The organism is Natrarchaeobaculum aegyptiacum (assembly GCF_002156705.1).
Classification (GTDB): Archaea; Halobacteriota; Halobacteria; order Halobacteriales; family Natrialbaceae; genus Natrarchaeobaculum; species Natrarchaeobaculum aegyptiacum.
Genome location: NZ_CP019893.1, coordinates 540,478 through 563,814, shown reverse-complemented (window position 1 = coordinate 563,814; position 23,337 = coordinate 540,478). Strand labels below are relative to the sequence as shown.

Sequence of the window (23,337 nt, the reverse complement as noted above, 5' to 3'; positions counted from 1 at the left end):
GGTCAGTACCGACGGTCGGCTGGTGTGCCGACGCCAAGCGTCTGCTGTCTCGTCTCGTCCCACGCCGTCCGAATCGCCGCGGTGACCGCCCGTTCCTGATGGCCGAGCACGCGGACGATCGTTCCCGAATCTGCAGGCAGGGTCGAGACGCCCGCGTGGACGGCCGCGAGGTCGTCGAGTCGGTCGGCGATGGCTTCGGTCAGGGACTCGAGGGGTGGTGTCGGGGCATCCTCGACGAGGCTTCCCTCGTCGCCTGTGGGAGCGAACACGTACAGCGAACCGACGACGCCGTACTCGCCGACGCTCGCGGGGTCCCGCGGGTCGCGTTCGGCTGGCCGAAGGTCGACCGCGTCCGCACAGACGAGCGTCCCGTCGCAGGTCGCCTCGACTCGTGCGTGGTAGTGATCGAACCCGAACGGCTCGTGGTCGCTGAGTCCGTCCGGGACGAGCACGTCCGAGACGACGGCGACCGATCCGGGCTCGAGGTCGAGGCCCACCGTCTGGAGACAGCGGGCGTCCTCGTTGACGATGGTCGAGCCGGGCATGTACTCGAGGTACGCGCCGGATTCGACGGTGAGCGAGGCGTCGAGGTGGGCGTAGTTCGCCTGCATGCTGTGGACCTTTGTCGCGCTCTGGGTCGTCACGTGAGCGCGCGACCCGGCGGTCGCGTCGATCACCATCCGGTGGCAGTCACCCTGGGCGACGCCGCCCGTAGGCTCCTGGGTGACGAGCGTCGTCAGGCCGGGGGCGGGATCGGTCTCGAGTGTTCCGGTGAGGTGGTAGGGCACCTTGACGTGATCGCGGACGAGTCGCGTTGGCGCGTCGCCCGAGCGGGCGAGGGTCGCCTCGAGCAGCCCGTTCTTTCCCGGTCCCATCGCAGGGGCCTGCTCGAGGGGTTCCTCGGCGTAGGCCTCGAACGCGGGCGGCAGACGGTTCGCGTCGGGGTCGACCGCCTCGGCGGTGCTCACGCGAACAGCACCTCCCGCTCGACGTGTTCGAGAACCGCGTCGATTCCCTCGCCCGATTTGCAGTCGGTGAAGACGAACGGCTCTCCGTCCCGGACTGCGGTCGCGTCCCGGTCGATCACCTCGAGGTCGGCGTCGACGTAGGGGGCGAGGTCGGTCTTGTTGACCACGAGGAGGTCAGCTTGCGTGACACCGGGCCCGCGCTTGCGGGGGATGTCCTCGCCCTCGGCGACGCTGATGATGAACAGGAAGTAATCGGCCAGTTCGGGGTTGAAGGTGGCCGCGAGGTTGTCGCCGCCGCTCTCGATCAGGACCACGTCGAGGTCGGGGTGACGCTCGGTGAACTCGTCGATGGCGGCGAGGTTCATCGAGGGGTCCTCGCGGATGCCCGTGTGCGGGCAGGCCCCGGTTTCGACGCCCTCGACGAGGTCCTCGGGGATGAGATCGGCGAAGGACTCGCGGAAGACGTCGGCGTCCTCCTGCGTCATGATGTCGTTTGCGATGACGCCGACCTCGTATCCTTCCTCGACGAGTTTCGGCACGAGTCGCCTGACGAGGGCCGTCTTCCCGGAGCCGACGGGGCCACCGAGGCCGACCTTCGCGACGTCACGGTACCCCATCAGGAATCACCCTCCGCGGCATCGTCATTCGTGGCGCTGGCAACGCCCGAGGGGTCGTCGACACGACCGGCACCATCGACCGCTCGAGCCGTCGGGTTCGGGTCCGGCGACGGCGGCTCGCCCTCGAGCTGATCGCGACTGTCAGCCCGGATTGGGTCGTGGACGGTGACGAGCTTGGTGCCGTCGGGGAAGACGGGCTCGACCTGGATCATGCCGACCATCTCGGGAACGCCGTCCATGACGTCCTCGCGGGTGAGGAGCTGGGTCGCCTCCGCACGGATTCGGGAGACGGACTTGCCGTCTCGAGCGGCCTCGCATGCCCAGTCGGAGATGTACGCGACCGTCTCGGGGTGGTTGAGTTTCACGCCGCGGGCCTTCCGCCGGCGGGCGAGCTCTGCTGCCATGAAGATCGTGAGTCGTTCGGATTCTTTCGGTGAGAGGTTCATAGGAGGTACCGCTGGGTGAGTGCGATCTCGTCTGCTGGATCGCAGGTGACTGGTTCGCCGTCGATCGACACCTCGAACGTCTGGGCGTCGACGTCGACGGACGGGCTGTACGTGTTGCAGACGAAGTCGTCGGTCGTGATCGACCGGGTGTCGGCGACGGGAGCCGTCGGGGTTTCGAGGCCGTATCTCTCGCCGACGTCCCGGTCGTAGGCCTGCTGACTGACGAACTGCAGGCTCGTGGTGTGTTTCGCACCGCCGAAGGCCCCGTACTGGGGTCGCTGCATCACCGGCTCGCAGGTCATCAGCGAGGCGTTGGCCTCGCCCATCGAGGAGTACGCCGGGAAGCCGCCCTTGATCACGACCTCCGGCTTGATCCCGAAGAACGCGGGCTTCCAGAGGACGACGTCGGCGAGCTTTCCGGGCTCGAGCGAGCCGACGTAGTCGTCGATGCCCGCCGTGATCGCCGGGTTGATCGTGTACTTGGCGAGGTAGCGTTTGATCCGGTGGTTGTCGTTGCTGTTGCCGTCCCGATCGTTGCCCCCATCCGCATCCTCCGGAAGCGGCCCCCTCTGGCGCTTCATCTTGTCCGCGGTCTGCCAGGTGCGGGCGATCAGTTCGCCCATCCGGCCCATCGCCTGGGAGTCGGTCGTCATCATCGCGATGGCTCCCTCGTCGTGGAGGACGTCCTCGGCGGCGATGGTCTCGGCGCGGATGCGGGATTCGGCGAAGGAAACGTCCTCCGGCACGTCCGGGTTGAGGTGGTGACAGACCATCACCATGTCCAGATGTTCGTCGAACGTGTTCTCCGTGTAGGGCATCGACGGGTTCGTCGACGACGGTAACATGTGCGTCTTGCCGACGAGCTCGAGGACGTCGGGGGCGTGGCCGCCACCCGCGCCCTCGATGTGGAAGGCGTGGATCGTCCGGCCGTCGATGGCGTCGAAGGTGTTCTCGACGAACCCCGACTCGTTGAGCGTGTCCGTGTGGATCGCCACCTGCACGCCGGTCTCGTCGGCCACCTCGAGGCAGGTGTCGATCACGGCGGGCGTCGCGCCCCAGTCCTCGTGGATCTTCAGTGCGATCGCGCCGGCCTCGACCTGCTCGTGGATGACGGCCGGCCGGGAGGAGTTGCCCTTGCCGTAGAAGCCGAAGTTGATCGGCCAGGCGTCCGCCGCCTGCATCATCAGTTGGAGGTTGCGCTCGCCGCTGGTGATGATGCCCACCGTCGACGGACCGACGCCGCCGCCGAGCATCGTCGTCACGCCCGAGGCGATGGCGTGGGTCGGCAACTGGGCTGAGTTGAAGTGGACGTGGGCGTCGATCCCCCCGGCGGTGGCGATCATCCCCTCCGCAGAGATCACCTCCGTGTTCGCGCTGACGATCAGGTCGTCGTCGACGCCGTCCATCGTCTCAGGGTTACCGGCGTTACCGACGCCGGCGATGAATCCATCCTTGATCCCGATATCGGCTTTCAGGACGCCGAGAACGGGATCGAGAACCGTGAGGTTCGTCAGCACCCAGTCGAGAGCCCCGTCTTCGGCGGTGAGACCGGGCTCGAGCCCCTGACCGTCTCGGAGTGTCTTCCCGCCACCGAAGACGGCCTCGTCGCCGCGGGTGATTCGGTCGTCCTCGATTTCGGCGACGAGCGACGTGTCCGCGAGCCGCAGTCGGTCGCCCGCCGTGGGACCGTACAGTCCAGCGTACTCGTCGGATGAGAGTTCTCGTGTCATAACAGGTATCGCTGTGCGAGCGGGATTTCGTCGGCCGGGTCGCAGGTGACGTGCTCGCCGTCGTCATCGGACTGCGTCCGAGTGCTCGAGGAGCTTCGCTCCTCGCCGACCTGCACCTCGAACGTCTGTGGGTCGATCTCGATGTCGTCCGGGCAGTGATCGTTGTGTAACATATCGGACTTCTCGATCGCTCGAGTGTCCCGGACCGGGCGTACCGGCGTCTTCAGGTCGTAGCGTTCGCCGACGTCGTCTTCGTGGGCTGCCTCGCTGACGAACGTGACCGAGAGGTCGTGCTTTGCCCGCCCCTGGGCACCAGCGCGCTCTCTGGCCATCACCGGCTCGCAGGTCATCAGCGAGCCGTTGGCCTCGCCCATCTGGGAGTAGACCGGGAAGCCACCCTTGATCACGACCTCCGGCTTGATCCCGAAGAACGCGGGCTTCCAGAGGACGACGTCGGCGAGTTTGCCGGGCTCGAGCGAACCGACGTCGTCGTCGATGCCCGCGGTGATCGCCGGGTTGATCGTGTACTTCGCGACGTAGCGTTCGATGCGGGCGTTGTCCGCGCCGGTGCCCTCGTCCGCCGGCAGCGGGCCGCGCTGGGCCTTCATCTTGTGGGCAGTCTGCCACGTCCGGCAGATGACCTCGGCCATCCGTCCCATCGCCTGCGAATCGGAGGTCATCATCGAGATGGCTCCCGTGTCGTGAAGGACGTCCTCCGCGCCGATGGTCTCCGCGCGGATGCGCGACTCGGCGAAGGCGACGTCCTCCGGCACGTCCGGGTTCAGGTGGTGACAGACCATCACCATGTCCAGATGTTCGTCGAACGTGTTCTCCGTGTAGGGCATCGACGGGTTCGTCGACGAGGGCAGCATGTGCTCGTGGCCGATCAACTCGAGGACGTCCGGGGCGTGACCGCCGCCGGCACCCTCGATGTGGAAGGTGTGGATCGTCCGGCCGTCGATGGCGTCGAAGGTATGCTCGACGAAACCCGACTCGTTGAGCGTGTCCGTGTGGATGCAGACCTGGACGTCCTCCTCGTCGGCGACCTCGAGGCAGGTGTCGATCGCCGCGGGCGTCGAGCCCCAGTCCTCGTGGAGTTTGAGCCCGCAGGCACCGGCCTCGATCTGTTCGTAGATTGCCTCGGGGCCGCTGCTGTTGCCTTTGCCGTAGACGCCGACGTTGACCGGCCACTCTTCTGCGGCCTGCAAGAGTCGTTTGATGTTCTCCGGGCCCGGCGTACAGGTCGTCGCCCCGCCGCCAAACCCGCCCCCGAGCATCGTCGTCACGCCCGAGGCGAGCGCGTGATCGACCAGCTGCGGACTGTTGAAGTGGACGTGAATGTCGAGCGCCCCGGCCGTGGCGATCAGCCCGTCACCGGGAACCGTGTCCGTACTCGAGCCGATCACCATGTCGACGTCGTCCATCGTGTCGGGGTTGCCCGCCTTCCCGACGCCGACGATGTGGCCGTTTCGCACACCGATATCTCCCTTTCGGACGCCGAGGACTGGATCGAGAATCACGACGTTCGTAAAGGCCCAGTCGAGCGTTCCCTCGGCCTGGGTCGTCCCCGACTGCATCCCCATGCCGTCGCGCATCGTCTTCCCGCCGCCGAAGACCGCCTCCTCGCCGGGAACCGTGTGGTCCGTCTCGATCTTCGCGAGCAGATTCGTGTCGCCGAGACGGAGTCGGTCCCCCGCCGTCGGTCCGAACAGGTCGGTGTACTCCCGCCGGGACAGGTCCCGACTCATTCGGTGTCCTCCTGGAGGTAGCCCTCGGTTCGAGCCCGCTCGAGCGCCCGTTCTTTCGCGCCGTCGTCGTCGAGGTCACCCTGGACGAGGCCGCCCATCCCGTGCACGATGCGGTCGCCACCGATCGCGACGAGGTCGACCTCGCGTTCGACGCCGGGTTCGAACCTGACGGCCGTTCCTGCAGGAATGTTCAGTCGCATCCCGTAGGCTGCCTCTCGGTCGAACGCGAGCCCGGGATTAACCTCGAAGAAGTGAAAGTGCGAGCCGACCTGTACCGGCCGGTCACCCGTGTTCTCGACGGTTACCGTCGCCGTCTCTCGACCCTCGTTGATCGTAACCGGTTCCTCGGCTGGGAGCAGTTCACCGGGTATCAGTTCAGACACGGTCGACCACCCTCGAGTACCGAATCTCGTTCTGTTCCGAAACGTTGTCTCATCACGCCCCGCGATTAGAATACGACCGACGTAAAGTCGGCCCTACAACACAATATTTGCCCACTGAATTTGGATATTGGTGTTTGAACGTAAGTTTCCATTCGGGTCGGAATATAACGTCTTTCTATCCGTACTAGGATCGAACGGTACCTATCATCAGACGAACAGCATCTGGCGAAACGACCGCCTGAGCTCGCGTGAGACGCCGAGATGATTCGGGCGCCGACATCCAGCAGGACCTCGAGCTCCGGGCGCGAAGTGGCGGTCAGGATCGAACGACGGCCACGAGGTACCAGCCGATCGCGATCACGACGATCGTCGCTCCCGGGCGGAGCCCTGCCGTCCAGGAGAGGGCGATTCCACCGAGGACGGAGAGTTCGCCGACGACCACCGCGACGAGGAGCGTCTCCCGGAAGCTACCCGCGACGAGCGAGGCGGCGGCCACGGGAACGACGAGCATCGCCGCCACGAGGATGACCCCGAGGATCTGCATCGCGCCGACGATGACCAGCGCGGTGAGGACGACGAGCAAGACGGTGTACCGCGAGACCGCCAACCCGGCGACCCTCGCAGCCTGTTCGTCGAAGGTGATGAACAACAGCTGTTTGTAGCAGAGCCCAACAGCGGCGACGACGCTCAAACTGAGAATGGCCATCAGGGCGACGCTCCGCTCGTCGGTGATCGAGATGTTCCCGAAGAGGTAGCTGTTGACGTCGACGAACGCGAATCCGCCGCCGAGATCGATGAACAGCGTTCCGAGGGCGAAACTTCCAGTCAACATGATCGCGACCGGGACGTCGCCGTAGGAACCCGTTCGATCCGCGAGTTCCTGCACCGCGAGCGCGCCGATCACCGCCGCAGCGAGTGCGACGAGCAACAACCGGGCGTCCCAGCCGGAGGCGGCGAACAGCAGCGTCCCGAACGCGACCCCGGCAAAGGCGGTGTGTGCGAGCGTCTCCCCGATGAGTGCCATCTCGCGGTGCACGAGGAACACCCCGATGAGCGGTCCGATAATGCCGATGAAGACCCCGACGGTGACGGTGTTCCACATGAACCGGTAACAGGCCAGTTCCGTGCCGAGCGCCCGGCCCGCGGTACACCCCGCATCGAACGCGCGCTCGGGCAACAGCCCGAACGAGTACGGCAGGAAGAAGACTGCGACGGCCGCGGCCGTCAACGCGAGGATCCCCCTGACGACGAGCCGAAACGGACGCCTCATCGTCCCTCCTGCGACCGGGACGGTCCACGACGATCCCGGCCGATCGTCGTCGGTCCGACTCGAGCAGGTCGAGTGAGACGAGCGACGCGACTACCCCGGGTCACCGCGCGCCGAGGGCCGTCTCGAACGCGGGGAGAGTGATTTCGCGGAGCTGGCCGATGAAGTCGCCGTGGCCCGCCTCGACCCATTCTTCGACGACGCTTTCCGCGGGCGAGACCATGATCGTGTCGGTCACGGTGTCGGCCTCCGCGGCGATCTGTTCGGCGACGTCCGGACCGTCGAAGTAATCCCAGAGGACGTACTCGAGGCCGTGTTCCTCGACGAAGTCCACTGTAGCTGCGACGTCACGGCCGCTCGGGGTATCGTCGGGCGAGAGGCCGACCGGCGTGTGGATTTCGAGCCCGTACCGTTCTGCGAGGTACTGGAACGAGTCGTGGCCCGCGAGGACGACGTGGTCGTGCTCACGGTCTTCGAGCGCCGACGCGAACTCCTCGTGGAGGGCCTCGAGTTCCTCGACGTAGGCGGCCGCGTTCTCCTCGTAGGCGGCCGCGTTGTCCGGGTCGATCGCTATCAGGTCGTCACGGATGTTCCTGACGCCCTCCTGTGCCAGGATGGGGTCCGAGAAGAACTTGGCGTCGTACTCCCCGTGGGAGTGGCCGTGACCGTCGTCTTCGTGTTCGTGATCGTCCCCGTGACCGTGACCATCGTCGGAACCAGCCTCCTCGTCGCCGTCCCCGACTACCACCTCGAGCGGTGGCGCTTCCCAGACGACCGCGTCGTCGTCGACTAGCTGGACGATCACTGCCCCGTCGCCGGCCTCGTCTCCGGAGACGTGCAGGTGGTCGCCGTGAGCGTCGATCTCGAGTCCGTCGGGACCGTCGACGATTCGCGCCTCGAGGGCGTAGCCCGGCGGACCGATCTCGACCGGGCCGTCGTCCGTTTCCGCGGCCGCTCCGATGGAGAGCGTTCCCTCCGTGGGGATCACGAGCGGCTCGCCGTGCCAGTGGTCCGCGTGGGCGTCGACGACCGGCTGGCCCGCCGAGCGGTCGATTAGCTCGATGTTGCGGACCTCGAGCGACGGTTCCGCATCGCCGTGGTCGTGGTCGTGCGTGTGACCGTGGTCGTGGTCGTGCGTGTGACCGTGGTCGTGGTCGTGACCGTGGCCGTCCCCATCGTACTCGAGCAGTTCGATCCCTTTGGCGGCGTCGACCAGGCTGACGTCGTCTGCGTAGTAGGTCTCGATCTGGTCGAGGGCGTCGTCGACCCACGGCTGGAATCCCTCGGTTCCGATGTAGACGAAGACGTCCGATTCGACGACCCGCGGGAGCATGTCGATCGGCGGCTCCCACTCGTGGCCGTGCTCGCCTGACGGGACCGCGTTCTCGACTGTATGCAGGTCGCCGGTGACGGCCCGCGTGAACTCAGAGAGCGTGAAAAAGGACGCAGTCGCCCAGGTCTCAGCACCTCCCTGTCCACGGTCGTCGAGACAGCCGGCGAGGCCGGCGGCGAGGCCGCCGGTTCCGAGAAGAATCCGTCGTCGCGTGAGTGTCATCGTCTCGAGTGTACCTTGCCCGTCCAATATATGCTTCGTTACTGGCAGCAATCGCTCTACGATACCGGACATCAACAGCCATATCGTTACCCATACGTCGAATGAATGGTTGTATGTCCAATCGCCGCGCACGTTCGAGAGCGGGACGAAGCTGGATACGAACGTCGATGATTCCCGTACGTGGGGATATCCCTCGACTCGAAACGAGATTCTCGTCGGCCCCGCAACGTCTGATTCCCCGAGAGGGGGCCTCACTCGGGCCATCGTGCTGGGAAGGTCACCCGGAGACGATGGCTGGTGGACGGCCACACCCCCTAGGATTCGACGAACGACCAGAATTAAATCGAATATACCGTCATAATCTTCGATTATTCTCCCCTGTAGAGCCCCCAATAGAATGAATTTCCTTGAAGCAACCCTTTTATATCTACTCTCTTTTCGAATGCTGTAGCCGATGAACGGACAAACATCGATCTATTCCGGGGAAATGGCTGACAAACACGAAGATTGTTCTTTCGTCAGTGGTGGGGCGCAATGACGCGACCGACTGTCTCTCGCAGGGGCGTCCTCGCGGCCAGTGGTGGGGCGGCCATCACGGCGTTCGCGGGCTGTCTCTCCGAAGGAGGGGTCGTCGGCGACGGCGACGACGACGGCGCAGTGACGATCGGCGTGCTCGAGGATCGCTCGGGCGAGTTCGCGCTGGTCGGCGAGTCGAAGTGGCAGGCGTCGTTGCTCGCCATCGAAGAGCTCAACGAAGCCGGCGGGGTGCTGGGGGAAGAGATCGAGGTGTACGATCCCGATCCGCAATCCGACAACCAGCGCTACCAGGAACTCACTCGCGAGGCGATCAACAGCGAGAACGTCGACGCCCTCTGGGCTGGCTACTCGAGCGCGACTCGCGAGGCGATTCGGCCGATCGTCAACGACGAAGAGCAGCTGTACTTCTACACGACCCAGTACGAGGGCGGCGTCTGTGACCGGACGACGTTCGCGATGGGGGCGACCGCACGCCAGCAACTCGGTGCCGTGATCCCGTACATGATCGAGGAGTACGGCCCGCGGATCTACACCATCGCCGCCGACTACAACTTCGGGCAGATCTCCGGTCAGTGGGTACGGATGCTGGCCGAAGAGAACGACGCCGAGGTGCTCGGCGAAGAGTACATCCCGCTCGGGGAGACCGACTTCGGGTCGACGATCAACAACATTCAGGGCGAAGACCCCGATTTCGTCGCCTCGATGCTGGTCGGGGACGCCCACACGAACTTCTACCAGCAGCGTGCCGACACCGGACTCGACGTCCCGATGGCCTCCTCGACGACGATGGCCCAGGGGTACGAGCACCTCCGTCTCGACCCGCCCGCACTCGAGGACATGTACGTCGGCGTCAACTTCATGGAGGAACTCGAGACCGACCCAGCACAGGCGTTCGTCGACGACTTCTACGAGATGTTCCCGGATGCCCCCTACCTCAACCAGGAGGCCCAGAACAACTACTTCTCGGTCCACATGTGGGCCGAGGCCGTCGAAGCGGCCGGGACGTTCGACCAGGAGGAGGTCATCGCCGAACTCGAGAGCGGGATGGAGGTCGACGCCCCCGAGGGAACGATCGAACTCGATCCGGCAACCCACCATATGACCCACCACATGCGAATCGGCCACGCCGACGAGAACCACGAGCTTACCTTCGACGAGGAACAGTACATCGAACCAACCTTCCTCCACGAGGTCGGCTGTGACCTGACGAGCGAGCCCGAGCAAACCCAGTACACGCCCGAAGAGTTCTACGACGAGATCTAACATGGCCATCTACGAACTACTGAACCTCGGCTTCCAGTTCCTCGATAGCTTCGCGTTCATCGTGCTCGCGACAGCGGGGCTGGCCATCATCTTCGGGATGATGGGAATCATCAACCTCGCCCACGGTGAGTTCATTCTCGTCGGGGCCTACGCGACGACGCTGTCGTTTCACGCCGGGTTGCCGTTACCGCTCGCGATGGTCGCCGGCGTCGTCGCGACGACCATCTTCGGGATCGTCCTCGAGCGGACCATCATCCACCGGCTGTACGGTCGGTTGCTCGACTCGATGGTCGTCACCTTCGGGATCAGCCTCGTGGTGATTCAGCTCACCCGGATCGTCTTCGGGAACTCGCTGGAGCAGATCGGGACGCCTTTCGGGGGTATCAGCTACGGGCCGTACTCGTACTCGACCTACCGAAGCGTCGTCCTCGCGACGTGTGCGATCGCCACGCTCGTCGGGCTCTACGTGCTGTTCACTCGAACCGACTTCGGGGTTCGGGCACGGGCAACGATCCAGGACGAAGAAACCGCACGCAGCATGGGCGTCGACACCGACCGGATGTACCTCTCGACGTTCGCGATCGGCTCGGCGCTGGCCGGCCTCACCGGCGCGCTGTACGCGCCGACGATCACGATGTCGCCGGAGCTCGGCACGGGTTTCCTCGTCGAAGCGTTCGTCGCGGTCGTCGTCGGCGGGCCGTCGGTCATCCTCGGCACGCCGCTCGCTGGCGGCCTGCTCGGGCTGGTCGACGCCGTATTCACCAACCTCGGCGGGCAGTTCATCGGAACCGTGTTCCTGCTCCTGACGGCGATCGTCGCCATTCGCGTCCTGCCCGACGGAATCACCGGCCTGCTCGAGGACCTGCGTGAAAAGTGGAGGCGAGCAGAATGAGCGAGAAACCGTCACTCGAGGCGAGACTTCGCGGGCCGTTCGAGGGGCCGAACACGATCGGCAACTCGCGACGGTTCTGGCTGAGTTTCGTACTGGGAACCGCCCTGCTCGCGGTCTACCCCGTGTTGTTCGGTGCCTACGCCGCCGAGTCCACGTCGGTGTACCTCGTCTACGGGCTGCTGGGGGTGAGTCTGGCGTTCATCTGGGGGTTCTGTGGAATCCTCAGTTTCGGCCAGGTCGCGTTCTTCGGCGTCGCCGGCTACGCGTTCGGAATCGTTTCGATCAACCTCGCCTCGTACACGGGAGCGACCCTCGGCGTTCTCACCGGCGTCGCCGTGGCGACGCTGCTCGCCGCCCTGCTGGGATACTTCATGTTCTACGGCGGCGTTCGCGACGTCTACGTGACGATCATCACGCTCGTCGTCGCGCTCGTGTTGCACACCTTCATGGGCCAGACGGCCGGAAGCCAGTGGGCGATCGGCGAGGCTGCCCTCGGCGGCTTCAACGGGATGGTCGGCGTTCCCGATCTCGCGATCGGGTTCGGGACGGCCGGGCTCGAGTTCGCCGGCGCGATGCACTACTACGTGACGCTGCTCGTGCTCGTCGCGACCGTCCTCGGCCTTCGCGCGCTGGTCAACAGCCAGTTCGGCTACGCGATGGTCGCCACTCGCGAGGACGAAGCCCGCACCGAGATGTTCGGCTACAACACGACGTTCATCAAGTTCGCCACGTTCACGATCGGTGGTGCGCTCGCCGGACTCAGCGGTGTCCTGTTCGTCACCTGGGGGAACTACATCGACCCCAGCGAGTTCGCGATCACCGCCGCGGCGATGCCGGTCATCTGGGCCAGCATCGGCGGCCGCGAGTCGTTCGTCGGCACGATCGCTGCCGCCGTCGTCATCCAGCGGATCCAGATCGGGCTCACCGGCGAGTGGGCGCTCGTCGTCGTCGGCTCGCTGCTCGTGATCGTGATCCTCGCGATGCCGGATGGCATCGCGCCGCGGGTCGGCGACGCCGTCGATTACCTGCGAAACCGCGGGGGCGGTGAGCCCGCAGAGCCACCGACCGCAACCGAGGAGGTGAGCGACTGATGGCGACGAGCGATCCGACCGTCAAGGAGTCACCCGCGGTCGCCGAGACCGGCGTCGGGACGGACACGATCCTCCAGACGCGGGACCTGCGCAAGCAATTCGGCGGCCTCACCGCGACCGACGACGTCGATTTCGGCATCGAAGAAGGCGAACTCCGCTGTCTGATCGGGCCGAACGGTGCCGGCAAGAGCACGTTCCTCAAACTGCTCACCGGCCGCCTCGAGCCGACCGCCGGAACGATCTACTACGACGGCGAGGAGATCACGGACCTGGCGTCCCACGAACGGGTCTCACGCGGGATCAGTATCAAGTTCCAGGTTCCGAGTATCTACCCGGACCTGAGCGTCCGTGAGAACCTGCGAATCCCGCTCCAGCGGGTCGAACAACCGTCGGAATTCGACCGCCGAACGGCCGAAATCCTCGACCGATTCCACCTCGCGGAGACGGCCGACGAGACGGCGTCGAACCTCTCACACGGCCAGCAACAGCGACTCGAGATTGCCATGGCAATGACCCTCGAGCCGAAGCTGATGTTGCTCGACGAACCCGTCGCTGGCCTCTCCGTCGAGGAGACCCGCGAGATCGCCGAGCTGTTACGGACGATCAACGACGAGGACGACGTCGCGTTCATCGTGATCGAACACGACATCGACTTCGTCGAGACGATCGCCGACCGGGTGACCGTGCTCCACCAGGGAGCCATCTTCACCGAAGGGACGATCGACGAGGTTCGAGACGATCCGGACGTCAAGCGAATTTACCTGGGTGAAGAACAATGACCGAAACCAGCGCCGATACCGCTGTCGGAGGACAGGAATCCGGAGCAACGCCGAGCGACGCGGCGATGCTCGAGATCGACGACCTCGCCGTCTCCTACGGCAAGACGCCGATCCTCCGGGACGTCGACGTGACCGTCGAAGAGGGAGAGATCGTCGGTATCATGGGGAAAAACGGCGTCGGCAAGACCACGCTCGTGAAAGCTATCATGGGCCTGCTCGAGGCAGCCGACGGCCGAATCGTCTTCGACGGCGACGTCGTCGTCGACGCGACCGAGGCGGCGACGACCGACGCCGATCGCGGCGGCCTCGGCGGCCGAATTGCAGACGCACTGGGAACGTCCACGCCAGCCGGCACGTGGGTCGGTGCGGACGAACGCGCGAGACGGGGGATGGGCTACATCCCGCAGGGCCGGGACGTCTTTCCCGAACTCACCGTCAGGGAAAATCTGCGGATGGGGGAGACGATCAACGAGGACGATTCGGACTTCCGCTACGACGACGTCTACGAGTACTTCCCGATCCTCGAGGAGCGGTCCACACAGAAAGCGGGAACGCTCTCGGGCGGCCAGCAACAGATGCTCGCGATCGGGCGGGCACTGATCGGCAATCCCGACCTGCTGTTGCTCGACGAACCCTCCGAGGGCGTCCAGCCGTCGATCGTCCAGGACATCACGCGGGATCTCGAGCGCGTCAACCGGGACCTGGGAACGACGATCCTGTTCGTCGAACAGAACCTGCACGTGGTCCAGAACCTGGCCGAACGGTGTTACGCCATCGACAAGGGAACGATCGTCGACGAACTCGACGCCGACCGGCTCCAGTCACGCGAGGCCGTCACGGAGTACCTCGCCGTCTGAGGCGATCGAGTCACACTCGTTTTCGCGCGTCGGTCGGGCAGCCGTTCAGGAGAGTCTGGCCGCGACGTCGGCTTCCGTAATGATGCCGACCGTCTCGCCGGCTTCGGTGATCATCACGGCCTTGTAGTGCTCGAGTAAGTTGCCGATCTCGTCGAGCGTGGCGTCCTTCGAGACCGTCGGGAAACTCTCGCTCATGTGTTCCTCGACGGGTTCGTCTCGCGCCTCGGCGTCGAGGTGAACGAGGTCGCCCTGACTGATCGAGCCGACCGGGATGCCGTCCTGAATGACCGCCAGCTGGGAGTAGGCTTCCTCTTCCATCTCTCGAGCGGCGGCGCTGACCGGTTCGTCCGGCGAGACGCTCACGACGGCTTCGTTCATGAGGTCCTCCGCACGGACGACGTCGCTCTCTGCCTTCTCGAGGGCGTTGACGATCCGACGGAGCGTCGATAGGCGCGGGTCGACGTCGCCGCCTTCGATGCGGGCGATCAGCGGCTGGGAGACGTCGGCTTTCTCTGCGAGTTCGCTCTGGGTCAACCCGAGGTCGGTCCGGCGCTGACGCAGGTCCGCGGGCGTCGGGAGTTCCATACTGGACCATAACCGCGGGTTATCAAAAGTATGGTGGGTGCCACCGAATCTGCCGGAACGTCGGTCGACCGGCGATCACCGTCGGCGATGCCTACTCGTCCTCGGGGCGTTCGATGATCTCGACGACCGAGAGCGGCACGTCCCGCAGTGCCCCGCCGACCTCGCTCTTGGCGATCCGGGAGGCGTGTTCCTCGCTGTCGGCGTTGTAGACGTCCATCTCGAGACCCAGTCCAACGAGAGCGGTGTCGGCGGCGATGAACGCGGAGTCGAACGGCTCCCCGCAAGCGGGACAGCCCGTCGCACCGACTTCGACCTCGACGTAGTCCATGTCCTTGTTGTTGAGTCGCTTGCCGGCTTCGCTGACGGCGACGCCGATGGCGTCGTCGATCGCATCGACGTCACGAACGAGCCACGCGGCTTCCATCGCGACGAGATAATTTCCCATACGTGATCGTCGGTACGGGGGGTTTCCTGCTTTGCGGTTCGTCGTCGGCTCCAGACTGGTCAGCAGACCGACGAACGCGACAGACCGTCGAGGTGGACAGTTCCTGGTGTGCAATCGTGTGGGCACAGGACACGACAACTAGTATCACGGGAAAGTCACGCCACAGACGCGGACGACAACCGCATTATCCGCATAAGTTACGAGAATTGTCCACGTCGATTGCTGCCTGCATATGCCGATTTCGCCTCGAGTGAACCACCAGTTGCGGTGACTGCAACTTGAGTTGAATCGCAAGACTGCGTCGACCTGCTTCTGCCGTCAGGGAGACGACGTGATGGTTCGAGCAAGAAAGCTTATGTACGACCTGCGTCTGAGCCTCGCCTGAACGCTGATGATATCCCGCGTGCACCGCGCGACTGTGTTCGCACTGTACCAGTTCGCCATCGTGGCCGGCATCGTCGCGATGCCACTCGCCATCACCGCCCGCCAGGCCGGGATCACCCTGCCGATCCACCGCGTCCTCGCCAACCTGGAGGAGGCCTACGAAGCCAGCCAGCCCTGATGACCTGACACCGACGCCCGTTTTCGATTCGTTCGACTGTATCGTTCCCGTTCGAGCGCCGGCTCCGCCATCCCGGTGGTGGCTCGAGCGGACCCGTTCCCGTCCCGGAACCGGAAACGCCCGGTGTGAACGCCGGCCTTTTATACCATTCCGGTCGTAACGGTCTGTCAATGCGCACACCGCATCACAACTCGGAGTTCTCCCGGACGGTCGACCAGCTGGCCGACGAGCCGAGTCCGTACGAACCGGAACTCGGGTCGCTCCCCCGGAACGACGTCTCGCGGACGGACCTCGACACCGTCAACAAGACGGGGACGACGACGATCGGCATCACGACCGACGACGGCGTCGTCATCGCGACGGACATGCGCGCCAGCCTCGGCGGCCGGTTCGTCTCGAACAAGAACGTCCAGAAGGTCGAGCAGATCCACCCCACCGGCGCACTCACGATGGTCGGCAGCGTCGGCGGTGCCCAGTCGTTCATCTCGAGCCTGCGCGCGGAGGTCAACCTCTTCGAATCCCGTCGCGGCGAACACATGAGCATCAACGCGCTCGCGACACTCGCGGGTAACTTCGCTCGCGGCGGCCCGTTCTTCGCGATCCACCCCATCCTCGGTGGCGTCGACGACGAGGGAAGCCACGTCTACAGTATCGACCCCGCCGGCGGCGTCATGGAAGACGACTACACCGTCACCGGCAGCGGGATGCAACTGGCCTACGGTCACCTGGAGCAGGCCTACGAGGACGACCTCTCGAACGACGAGGCGATGACCATCGCCGCCCGCGGCATCAAGTCCGCCGCCGAGCGCGACACCGGCTCCGGCAACGGCGTCTTCCTCTGTGAGATCACCGACGAGGGCGTCGAGATCCACGGCCACAACGACTTCGAAGAAGTCATCTAACGGGCTCGCTGGTCGCCTGCCGTGCGGGTGCCGTCTCTCGGTTTTGACCACTACTCACCACGGAAGCAGCGGCTGTCTCCTGCAAAACGGCTCCCACCGTAAACACGCCACCCCCGGGTCGCGTGTCCAGTCGTCCTGAACTGCGCGTCGCTCGAGTCGCGTCGCTACGATTCCGAATCGAACGTCCCGTCCCGATTTCGGTCGTGCCGAGACGCCGAACCGATGACTACTGTCAGTCGACCGCCGGACACTCGTCTACGTCTGCTTCGCCGTCGCCGTCCGTTTCCGCAGCCGAACTGGAGTGGGCGTCGGTCTCGGTCGTCGAACCTGCGGCCGAAGCGGGCTCCGCTGTAGCGGCGTCACGAGCGGGCGGGACCTCGACGGCCCGGCCGAGTTCGCTCGAGCGGTAGATGGCGTCGATGACCCGCTGGACGAGCAGCGCCTCCTCGAGCGTGTTGGTCTCCGGCTCGCTCCCCGTTCGGATGGCCTCGAGGAACGCCCGGTCCTGGTCTTCGTAGCCGGTCGCCGTCGGATCGCCCGTGAGTTCGGCATCGGCGTAGTGGTCGGTGCCGACGGTTCCGGCCTCGAGGATCGTCAGGTTCGTGTCACCGACGTCGAACTGCGCGCCGGCGTCGGTCCCCCGGATGCGAACGTCCATGCTCTCTTCGCGATTAGTCGCCCAGGCGGCCTCGAGGGTGATCGTCTGTCCGTCGGCCGTCCGGAGGAAGGCGCTGACCGAGTCGTCGACCTCGTAGGTTTCGTTCTGGCCATCCCAGTCGGTTCCGAACCCGTCCGGGTCGGCGTAATCGGGTTTCGAACCGAACGTCGTCCGGGTGACGCCCGTCACCTCGGTGACCTCCGGAAAGTCGAGCGCGTAGAGGGCCAGATCCAATGCGTGGACGCCGATGTCGAGCAGCGCGCCGCCGCCAGCGAGGTCCGGGTCGGTGAACCACGAGCCCGGCCCCGGAACGCCACGTCGGCGAACGTAGTTGGCCTCGACGTGTGTCAGGTCCCCGAACCGTCCACGTTTGCGGTACTGCTGGAACAGCAGCATGGAGGCCGCATAGCGGTTGTGAAAGCCGACCATCAGTGTGCCCGCAGAGTCGGCCGCGGCCGCGGCGATCCGCTCTGCGCTCTCGAGAGAGTGAGCGAGCGGTTTCTCGACGAGAACGTCACGGCCCGTCTCGAGGGCGGCCACGGCGATGGGTTCGTGGAACCGGTTGGGCGTCGTGACGACGACGGCGTCGACGGCGTCGTCCGTGAGTAATCCATCGTGGGTCTCGTAGGTTCGAGCGTCGTACTCGGCGGCGAATCGCGTTCGTTGACGCTCGACGAGGTCCGCCCCCGCGACCACGTCGGCCCCGAGTTGCTCGAGCGTGCTCGCGTGAAGGCTTCCCATCCCCCCGAGTCCGATGATTCCGATGCCGACGTCGTAGCCACGAGCGGACGCGGCGTCCGAACCGATCACCGAGAACCACCCTCGAGAGCCGGAAGCGAACGCCCTGATCGACAGGAGAGACACGAGTCCGTGGTCAGTTGCGTGTGAGAACCTGGTTCCATGGAGGTACCCAGTCGGGAGTCGAAATAAGCGTTATGAACGAATAATCTGTACAGGCGAGCAATATGACAGTTTTTCCTTCAATTACGGCCCAAAAGTATCCAGACGGTGAATGTCTCCTCGAGATTCAGGACAGATGCTCAGAACTCGACCCGTCCCTCGTCGGTCACGACGCTCTCGAGCAAGGAGACCGGCGTCGCGTCGTACGCCGGGTTTTCGACGTCGAAGCCCTCGCTTGGCTCGAGCATTACCTCGCTTCCGGAGCGGTAGTCGGGTTCGAAGACGAACCCTTCGCTGACGATCTTGGCGGCCGACCCGACGACGGTCACCGGGACGTCGAGCTGGGCCGCCGTCGATGCGATGGGGAAGGTCCCGACCCGATTGTAAAGCGTGTCGTCGACGATGCAGTCCATGCCGACGACGACCCGGTCGCACTCCTCGAGATAGACGCCGTTGGCGCTGTCGGTGATGAGCGTCGCCTCGACGCCCTCGACGTCGGCCAGCGCGCGGGCGGTCTTCCGGCCGATGAATCGGGGCCGGGCCTCGGTGACGTACACCTCGAAGCGTTTTCCCTCCGCCGTCGCCTGCTCGATCGCCTCGAGGACGGTCGAAGAGTAGTCGTGGGTCAGCAACGTCTCGCCATCTGCCAGCATCGCCGCAGCGTTCTCCGCGGCGAGCGTCTTGCCGGACTCGACGCGGGAGACGACCGCGTCGATCCGCTCTTGCGTGAGTGCTTTCGCTTCGGCGACGTCGGCGGGGTCGGCCTCCGTTACCTCGGAGACAACCTCCCTGACGGCGTTCTGGAGTGCGGCGTGCGAGGGATTCGCTCGCCGAAGCACGGACCCGTTCCGTTCGAGCGACCGCAAATACTCCTCGAGCGTCGCGAACTCCCGCTCGAGTAACTCCTCTAGGGCACGGGTGGCGGTGACCGCGACCACCGAGGAGCTGTGGGTCTGCATCTCCGATATCTCCTCGACCGTCTCGTCGATCATACTCGAGTGGATTCCCGTGAGGGCAAAAGGTGTTCCGGGTATTCAGACGCCTCGAGACGCGGGGGCTGGAGTCACCTCGACGTGGGTATCGCAGTCGTCGAACGTCAGTGCACTCCCGCTCGAGTGCGAGCGGTGAGTAACTCGTTTCACCGACTACTGCAGGATGGACCCCTGACCTCCTCCCGCGCCTGAAGACGGAGGTATGCGCTATCGGTCTGTATCACACCGCGTCGATTCGCGAACCGATCGTGGGTCCGTCGAAGGCGTTCGGCGATCGATCGGTAGGCCTCGACAGCGCGAACGCTCGAGTCGACCTCGGCAACTGGCAGCCACCGGGACTGCGCGACGGCGTCGTCGCGCTCGATCGTCGTCACGTCGCTTCCCACGTGCGCTGTGAGCCACTCGGCGAACCGGTCGTCGCAATCCCGGGTGACCAGGTTGAGTGCGATGGCCGCGACCGGGCTTCCGAGTTCCGTGGCGAGCCGTCCGGTCCGGAGTCCGTCGACCAGCGCCGGACGTTCGGGAACCGTTACGAGGACTGCGAGGTCGCTACACGCGAGCACCACCCCGACGTCGCGAGCCAGTCCGACGGGGCAGTCGATCACGACCCGTCCGAACTCCCGCTCGAGGCGTCGTCGAACGCCGCCGCGACGTCCTCGCTTTCGAGCGTCGAGGTCCGTTCGGGCACGCAGCCGAGAACCGCCACGCCGTCCCATCGTGTGACTCTCCCGGGCGGATCCGTACACCGGTTACAGACGACGCCGTAGACGGGAACCCGTAGCCGTCGGGCCATCTCGAGGGTCGTCTCGGCGGCCTCGAGGCCGCGTTCCGTGGGCGTCGTGACGGCGATCATCCCGCGTGCGGACTCGAGCGGGTCGACGACGTCTGGTCCGGCACCGGACGGGCAGTCGACCAGCACCTGGATGCCATCGGGTGTGGCCGCTGGGAGCGCGCCGAAGTCGAACGCTTCCCCGGGGCGCGGCGCGGGGACGACCCCGACGTGAGCGTCGCGGGGATGGCGCTGGGCGACAGTCGTCACGTCCGCACCGTCCACGCGGTCGGCGGCCGTCGGCGAGCGGTCGCAGTCGGTCAGGACGTGGAGGTTCGGCAGCTGTCTGTCGGCGTCGATGGCCACGACGGGCGTGTCTGTGCGGCCGAGTGCCTCGGCGATGCCGAGGGTCACCGTGGGGGTTCCACACCTCCCTTTGGAGCCGGCGATGGCGATCATGCCGCCACTGGCCGCGCCTTCCCTTTTGAACCCGACGGTCGTTCGGGTCGAATACTGGTCGAGGAGTGCAGGACACTGCCGGTCGGGAGAGGAGGAGAGTCAGTGAGTGGTCGAAAATGCTCAGAAGAGGTCTTCTGGGTTGACTTCCGTGTTCTCTGCGTTCTCGAGCAGCAGGTCGTCGAGGGCGTCCTCGAGTTCGTCCCGGCGTGGGAGCGCGAGCATCTGGCAGGTGAACACCTGGTCGGAGTCGGTCTGGATGTTCGAGTCCAGCATGAACGCGTGGTCGTCGGTCTCGGCGATCTGGGCCGTGATCGGTCGCAGGACCGAGGCACCAGTGTCAGCGACGAACTCCGGGGGCGAGTGTTTGATCTCGGCGTTGAGAACGTTCGCCCAGCCGTCGACGAAGCCGCTGGTCATGATGTTGCCGAGTTCTCGCAGGGCACCCTGTTCCATCTCGCCCCAGTCGCCGTCGGTCTCCATCGGCACGAGCGAGTCCACGACGGCACGTCCCGAGGGCTGGTCGAACAGGATCACGAGGAAGCCGCCGAGTTTCCCTCGGAACTCCATGACGGTGCCGACGAACCGCTTGCTCCCGACCCGGTTGGGGATGTCCTCGATCGGCACCAGGCTCAGCCGACTCACGTTGACCGTGGTTTCGATCCCTGTCATCGAGGAGATGTTCTGGGCCGACTTCTCGGCACCTTCCTTGGTCATCTCGTTGAATACCTCGAGCTTTTCCAGCGAGACGATGTTTTCCGTCTTTGGCTGGAGCGACCGCTCGAGTGATGCCGAATCCGGGACGAGGAGGATCCGGAAGTCGATCGGATCGGTGCTCGAGTCCTTGGAGGCTTCGACGCGACTGCGGAAGACGAACAGGTGGGTGTCGCCCTCGCTCGCGGACGTCGGGAGGATGTCGCTTCCCGTCCCTTCGATGTAGGTCGGTGGCGAACTCTTGATCTTGGCCTCGAGGTAGTTCGCCCAGCCGTCGACGAAGCCGCTGGTCATGATGTTGCCGACCTCCTTGATCGAACTCTTTTGCTTCTCGGGGTCGTCGGCCGGGACGAGCGTCTCGGTGATCGCCCGTCGTCCCTGCTCGTCGAACGCGAGGACGACCTCGCCGGCGATCTCGCCGGTCAGATCGATGTTGACGCCGGCGAACTCGTCGCCGATGAACTCGTAGCTCAGACTCGATGGAGACATCAGGGACACGTCGGTGACCTGGACGTGCGTACTGATCCCGGTAAGCTGTGAGAGTGACTGGGCGGCCGACTGTGCACCGTCGTGGGCGAGCGTCTGGTAGGTCTCGAGCTCGCGGATATCGATTTCCATGGGAAGGCTCAGTCGGCTGCGATGCTGTTTATCTCTTCTAGGACACTCTCCTTCTGGAACGGCTTCGTGATGTATCCCTCGGCGCCGGCTTTGATCGACTCTTTCATCTGCTCGGCCTGCTCGACGCTCGTACACATCACGACCGTCGCGTCCGGATCCATGTCGGTGATCTCGCCGGTCGCCTCGATACCGTCTTTGATCGGCATCACGATATCCATGAAGACGATGTCGGGCTGTTTCTCCTGGTACAGTTCGACCGCTTCCACGCCGTTTTCAGCCTCGCCGACGACGGTGTGTTCTTCCTCGAGAATTTCCCGGAGGAGATCACGCATAAACCCAGAATCGTCTGTGATCAGCACATCCATAGGCGGGTGAATACACCGGGATGACTTAATGATGTTGACCAAAAAGGTGACAGTCGAAAGGTCGATCGTGGACGGCCACTCGAGACTGCGTTCGTCGAAATTCGTCGCCGTTCTGGAAACGTTCTCTACAGCGTGATAGGAATCGTATCAAACGTTGACGTCTTCGATGCGCTGGCTCACGATGATTCGTCCCTTCGCGGTCAGCGAGATGCCGTCGCCGTTCTCGACGATGAGGTCCTTGTTCTTCACCGAGTTGAGGACGTTGGTGACGTAGGCCGGATCGCCGTCGAGGAGGTTCGTGAAGTCGATGTCGCCACCGGTCGCGTGAACGCTGACGAGCACCCGCTTTTCTGGGTCCGATAGCTCGACGTCCTCGACTTCCTCCCGCAAGTCGTCGAACTCGAGGCGGAGGAACCGGGCGAGCAGATTCACGTATTGACTCTTCGCCGGGGCGATCAGGGTCGTCGACGTGAGGCCACCGTCGTCGATCCACTTGACGACGAGAGTGACGCGATCGTCGTCACCGAGTCTGTTCGACCGGCCGATGTTCATCACGCTCTCGACGTCGATCGACACGGGATCGTCCGAACCGGCCGTCGTCACCTCGATCGAGCGCTTCTTGATCCGGAGTTTGCCCTTCCGAACGGACGTGTTCTTGACCCGCCCACCGACCCGTGCCGGGTGTTTGACGGCCACCGTTCGCCCGTTCAGCAGGCACCGGAACAGGATCGCGACGAACGTCTCCAGAGTGTCCCCCTCGCTCTCGATGACGGCACTCTGGATCCCGGTTGGCCCTTTGAAACCGATCGTCACCGTATCGTCGAAGAACTGTTTGACGTGAGCGGGAACCGAGCCAACGTTGACGTCGACGACGTTCGAGAGCGCGATGGTCGTCTTGTCGTCGGTCGTCGCGAGGACGAGCCGTTTCCGCGTCATTACGACGCGCCCGTTCGTCGGTGCCCCATCGCCGTCGTCGCCACTGTTCAGGAAGAACCTGCTCGTGAAGTCGGCGACGATATCCTCGGTCATACACTCCCCTCGAGACGGTGCCGTGTGGGGCGAGACGCACACCGCTACTGGTTATCCAACAGTGTGAACTGAACGTATATATCTCTTTACCAATACTCATTATATCCCCGACACCGGAGTACAAAATCCCGATCGTTCCGGCGTGGCGTCACTCGAGCGTGCTCCATCACTACCCGTCGGTCAGTTCACGACGAATAACGTATCTCCAG

24 protein-coding genes are annotated in these 23,337 nt (G+C 64.7%); 7 read left to right on the top strand and 17 right to left on the bottom strand.

Going from position 1 to position 23,337, the window contains the following annotated elements; genetic code table 11:
• Positions 1-2: 2 nt before the first annotated feature.
• The 8 genes from B1756_RS02815 to B1756_RS02780 all read right to left on the bottom strand — a co-directional run bounded on the left by B1756_RS02815 (position 3) and on the right by B1756_RS02780 (position 8,714).
• Positions 3-968, bottom strand: a complete 966-nt coding sequence (locus B1756_RS02815; RefSeq protein WP_228434443.1) for an urease accessory protein UreD — start codon at positions 966-968, stop codon at positions 3-5.
• Complete coding sequence (ureG, locus tag B1756_RS02810; RefSeq protein ID WP_086887179.1) at positions 965-1,585, bottom strand: urease accessory protein UreG; 621 nt, start codon at positions 1,583-1,585, stop codon at positions 965-967. Before ureG ends, B1756_RS02815 begins: the two co-directional genes overlap by 4 nt.
• Positions 1,585-2,031: an urease subunit gamma gene (locus B1756_RS02805; protein WP_228434442.1), complete on the bottom strand. Its 447-nt coding sequence runs from the start codon at positions 2,029-2,031 to the stop codon at positions 1,585-1,587. Before B1756_RS02805 ends, ureG begins: the two co-directional genes overlap by 1 nt.
• Positions 2,028-3,761, bottom strand: a complete 1,734-nt coding sequence (gene ureC, locus B1756_RS02800) for an urease subunit alpha (RefSeq protein WP_086887178.1) — start codon at positions 3,759-3,761, stop codon at positions 2,028-2,030. The genes B1756_RS02805 and ureC (B1756_RS02800) overlap by 4 nt, the downstream gene beginning before the upstream one ends.
• Positions 3,758-5,509: an urease subunit alpha gene (ureC, locus tag B1756_RS02795; protein WP_086887177.1), complete on the bottom strand. Its 1,752-nt coding sequence runs from the start codon at positions 5,507-5,509 to the stop codon at positions 3,758-3,760. Before ureC (B1756_RS02795) ends, ureC (B1756_RS02800) begins: the two co-directional genes overlap by 4 nt.
• Entirely contained in the window at positions 5,506-5,892 is a 387-nt protein-coding gene (locus B1756_RS02790) for an urease subunit beta (RefSeq protein ID WP_086887176.1), read from the bottom strand. The genes ureC (B1756_RS02795) and B1756_RS02790 overlap by 4 nt, the downstream gene beginning before the upstream one ends.
• Before the next feature lie 316 nt (positions 5,893-6,208).
• Positions 6,209-7,162 (bottom strand): metal ABC transporter permease, encoded by a 954-nt coding sequence (locus B1756_RS02785; RefSeq protein ID WP_086887175.1) that lies wholly within the window; start codon positions 7,160-7,162, stop codon positions 6,209-6,211.
• 100 nt (positions 7,163-7,262) lie between these two features.
• Positions 7,263-8,714, bottom strand: coding sequence for a metal ABC transporter solute-binding protein, Zn/Mn family (locus B1756_RS02780; RefSeq protein ID WP_086887174.1), 1,452 nt, complete (start codon positions 8,712-8,714; stop codon positions 7,263-7,265).
• Between the two features lie 534 nt (positions 8,715-9,248).
• Here B1756_RS02780 and B1756_RS02775 point away from each other — a divergent pair.
• From B1756_RS02775 to B1756_RS02755, 5 genes are all read left to right on the top strand, one after another.
• The gene (locus tag B1756_RS02775; protein ID WP_086887173.1) at positions 9,249-10,514 is read left to right on the top strand and encodes an urea ABC transporter substrate-binding protein; all 1,266 of its coding nucleotides are present in this window, start codon (positions 9,249-9,251) and stop codon (positions 10,512-10,514) included.
• Position 10,515: 1 nt separating this feature from the next.
• Positions 10,516-11,406: an urea ABC transporter, permease protein UrtB gene (gene urtB / locus B1756_RS02770; protein ID WP_086887172.1), complete on the top strand. Its 891-nt coding sequence runs from the start codon at positions 10,516-10,518 to the stop codon at positions 11,404-11,406.
• The gene (locus B1756_RS02765) at positions 11,403-12,497 is read left to right on the top strand and encodes an ABC transporter permease subunit (RefSeq protein WP_086887171.1); all 1,095 of its coding nucleotides are present in this window, start codon (positions 11,403-11,405) and stop codon (positions 12,495-12,497) included. Before urtB ends, B1756_RS02765 begins: the two co-directional genes overlap by 4 nt.
• Positions 12,497-13,276 (top strand): ABC transporter ATP-binding protein, encoded by a 780-nt coding sequence (locus B1756_RS02760; protein WP_086887170.1) that lies wholly within the window; start codon positions 12,497-12,499, stop codon positions 13,274-13,276. The genes B1756_RS02765 and B1756_RS02760 overlap by 1 nt, the downstream gene beginning before the upstream one ends.
• 65 nt (positions 13,277-13,341) lie before the next feature.
• Positions 13,342-14,133 carry an ABC transporter ATP-binding protein gene (locus tag B1756_RS02755; protein WP_086890008.1) on the top strand — a complete coding sequence of 264 codons (792 nt, stop codon included), beginning with the start codon at positions 13,342-13,344 and terminating at the stop codon, positions 14,131-14,133.
• A gap of 45 nt (positions 14,134-14,178) precedes the next feature.
• On the opposite strand, the gene B1756_RS02750 is transcribed toward B1756_RS02755, so the two are convergent.
• Both B1756_RS02750 and B1756_RS02745 read right to left on the bottom strand, forming a co-directional pair.
• Positions 14,179-14,718 (bottom strand): CBS domain-containing protein, encoded by a 540-nt coding sequence (locus tag B1756_RS02750; protein WP_086887169.1) that lies wholly within the window; start codon positions 14,716-14,718, stop codon positions 14,179-14,181.
• Positions 14,719-14,809: 91 nt separating this feature from the next.
• Positions 14,810-15,163, bottom strand: coding sequence for a DUF555 domain-containing protein (locus B1756_RS02745; protein WP_086887168.1), 354 nt, complete (start codon positions 15,161-15,163; stop codon positions 14,810-14,812).
• Positions 15,164-15,581: 418 nt separating this feature from the next.
• Between B1756_RS02745 and B1756_RS19530 the strand changes: the two genes are divergently transcribed.
• Positions 15,582-15,725, top strand: coding sequence for a hypothetical protein (locus B1756_RS19530; RefSeq protein WP_186336542.1), 144 nt, complete (start codon positions 15,582-15,584; stop codon positions 15,723-15,725).
• A 170-nt stretch (positions 15,726-15,895) separates the two neighbouring features.
• A complete protein-coding gene (gene psmB / locus B1756_RS02740) occupies positions 15,896-16,627 on the top strand; it encodes an archaeal proteasome endopeptidase complex subunit beta (protein ID WP_086887167.1) in 732 nt (243 codons plus the stop codon).
• Between the two features lie 232 nt (positions 16,628-16,859).
• On the opposite strand, the gene B1756_RS02735 is transcribed toward psmB, so the two are convergent.
• The 7 genes from B1756_RS02735 to B1756_RS02705 form a co-directional block, all read right to left on the bottom strand.
• The gene (locus B1756_RS02735; protein WP_086890007.1) at positions 16,860-18,026 is read right to left on the bottom strand and encodes a Gfo/Idh/MocA family protein; all 1,167 of its coding nucleotides are present in this window, start codon (positions 18,024-18,026) and stop codon (positions 16,860-16,862) included.
• 299 nt (positions 18,027-18,325) lie between these two features.
• Entirely contained in the window at positions 18,326-19,177 is an 852-nt protein-coding gene (locus tag B1756_RS02730; protein WP_086887166.1) for an eIF2B alpha/beta/delta subunit family protein, read from the bottom strand.
• 146 nt (positions 19,178-19,323) lie between these two features.
• A complete protein-coding gene (locus B1756_RS02725) occupies positions 19,324-19,782 on the bottom strand; it encodes a MinD/ParA family ATP-binding protein (RefSeq protein ID WP_086887165.1) in 459 nt (152 codons plus the stop codon).
• Positions 19,779-20,405 carry a MinD/ParA family ATP-binding protein gene (locus tag B1756_RS02720; RefSeq protein ID WP_086887164.1) on the bottom strand — a complete coding sequence of 209 codons (627 nt, stop codon included), beginning with the start codon at positions 20,403-20,405 and terminating at the stop codon, positions 19,779-19,781. Before B1756_RS02720 ends, B1756_RS02725 begins: the two co-directional genes overlap by 4 nt.
• A 120-nt stretch (positions 20,406-20,525) precedes the next feature.
• Positions 20,526-21,734, bottom strand: coding sequence for a chemotaxis protein CheC (locus tag B1756_RS02715; RefSeq protein ID WP_086887163.1), 1,209 nt, complete (start codon positions 21,732-21,734; stop codon positions 20,526-20,528).
• Between the two features lie 8 nt (positions 21,735-21,742).
• On the bottom strand, positions 21,743-22,099 hold the full coding sequence (gene cheY, locus B1756_RS02710; RefSeq protein WP_086887162.1) for a chemotaxis protein CheY: 357 nt from the start codon (positions 22,097-22,099) through the stop codon (positions 21,743-21,745).
• Between the two features lie 147 nt (positions 22,100-22,246).
• Positions 22,247-23,128: a CheF family chemotaxis protein gene (locus tag B1756_RS02705; protein WP_086887161.1), complete on the bottom strand. Its 882-nt coding sequence runs from the start codon at positions 23,126-23,128 to the stop codon at positions 22,247-22,249.
• Positions 23,129-23,337: the final 209 nt, after the last annotated feature.

Coding starts and splice junctions, on each gene's coding strand:
- ureG (WP_086887179.1), bottom strand. CDS start 1,585: ATGGGGTACCGTGACGTCGCGAAGGTCGGCCTCGGTGGCCCCGTCGGC.
- B1756_RS02805 (WP_228434442.1), bottom strand. CDS start 2,031: ATGAACCTCTCACCGAAAGAATCCGAACGACTCACGATCTTCATGGCA.
- ureC (WP_086887178.1), bottom strand. CDS start 3,761: ATGACACGAGAACTCTCATCCGACGAGTACGCTGGACTGTACGGTCCC.
- ureC (WP_086887177.1), bottom strand. CDS start 5,509: ATGAGTCGGGACCTGTCCCGGCGGGAGTACACCGACCTGTTCGGACCG.
- B1756_RS02785 (WP_086887175.1), bottom strand. CDS start 7,162: ATGAGGCGTCCGTTTCGGCTCGTCGTCAGGGGGATCCTCGCGTTGACG.
- B1756_RS02780 (WP_086887174.1), bottom strand. CDS start 8,714: ATGACACTCACGCGACGACGGATTCTTCTCGGAACCGGCGGCCTCGCC.
- B1756_RS02775 (WP_086887173.1), top strand. CDS start 9,249: ATGACGCGACCGACTGTCTCTCGCAGGGGCGTCCTCGCGGCCAGTGGT.
- urtB (WP_086887172.1), top strand. CDS start 10,516: ATGGCCATCTACGAACTACTGAACCTCGGCTTCCAGTTCCTCGATAGC.
- B1756_RS02765 (WP_086887171.1), top strand. CDS start 11,403: ATGAGCGAGAAACCGTCACTCGAGGCGAGACTTCGCGGGCCGTTCGAG.
- B1756_RS02760 (WP_086887170.1), top strand. CDS start 12,497: ATGGCGACGAGCGATCCGACCGTCAAGGAGTCACCCGCGGTCGCCGAG.
- B1756_RS02755 (WP_086890008.1), top strand. CDS start 13,342: ATGCTCGAGATCGACGACCTCGCCGTCTCCTACGGCAAGACGCCGATC.
- B1756_RS02750 (WP_086887169.1), bottom strand. CDS start 14,718: ATGGAACTCCCGACGCCCGCGGACCTGCGTCAGCGCCGGACCGACCTC.
- B1756_RS02745 (WP_086887168.1), bottom strand. CDS start 15,163: ATGGGAAATTATCTCGTCGCGATGGAAGCCGCGTGGCTCGTTCGTGAC.
- psmB (WP_086887167.1), top strand. CDS start 15,896: ATGCGCACACCGCATCACAACTCGGAGTTCTCCCGGACGGTCGACCAG.
- B1756_RS02735 (WP_086890007.1), bottom strand. CDS start 18,026: ATGGGAAGCCTTCACGCGAGCACGCTCGAGCAACTCGGGGCCGACGTG.
- B1756_RS02730 (WP_086887166.1), bottom strand. CDS start 19,177: ATGATCGACGAGACGGTCGAGGAGATATCGGAGATGCAGACCCACAGC.
- B1756_RS02720 (WP_086887164.1), bottom strand. CDS start 20,405: ATGATCGCCATCGCCGGCTCCAAAGGGAGGTGTGGAACCCCCACGGTG.
- B1756_RS02715 (WP_086887163.1), bottom strand. CDS start 21,734: ATGGAAATCGATATCCGCGAGCTCGAGACCTACCAGACGCTCGCCCAC.
- cheY (WP_086887162.1), bottom strand. CDS start 22,099: ATGGATGTGCTGATCACAGACGATTCTGGGTTTATGCGTGATCTCCTC.
- B1756_RS02705 (WP_086887161.1), bottom strand. CDS start 23,128: ATGACCGAGGATATCGTCGCCGACTTCACGAGCAGGTTCTTCCTGAAC.